The following is a 255-nucleotide window of genomic DNA, read 5'->3' on the forward strand; positions in this document are numbered from 1 at the left end:
GGAAACGGGCTAATATTCCCGTACCGGACATGATTGCGATGGGGGGACGGAGAAGGCTAGGTGAGCCAGGCGTTGGTTGTCCTGGTGAAAGTCAGTAGGCTTGGGTCTCAGGTAAATCCGGGACCCTCCAAGGCCGAGAGACGAGACGAACTGACCACGGTCAGGAAGTCATTGATGCCACGCTTCCAGGAAAAGCCTCTAAGCTTCAGATCATGTGCGACCGTACCCCAAACCGACACAGGTGGTCAGGGTGAG

At 56.5% G+C, this 255-nt stretch carries 1 rRNA gene; it reads left to right on the forward strand.

Going from position 1 to position 255, the window contains the following annotated elements:
- A 23S ribosomal RNA gene (locus HW452_RS17435) occupies window positions 1–255 on the forward strand; the annotation flags it as partial.

This window comes from Vreelandella aquamarina (assembly GCF_020075495.1).
GTDB lineage: Bacteria > Pseudomonadota > Gammaproteobacteria > Pseudomonadales > Halomonadaceae > Vreelandella > Vreelandella aquamarina_A.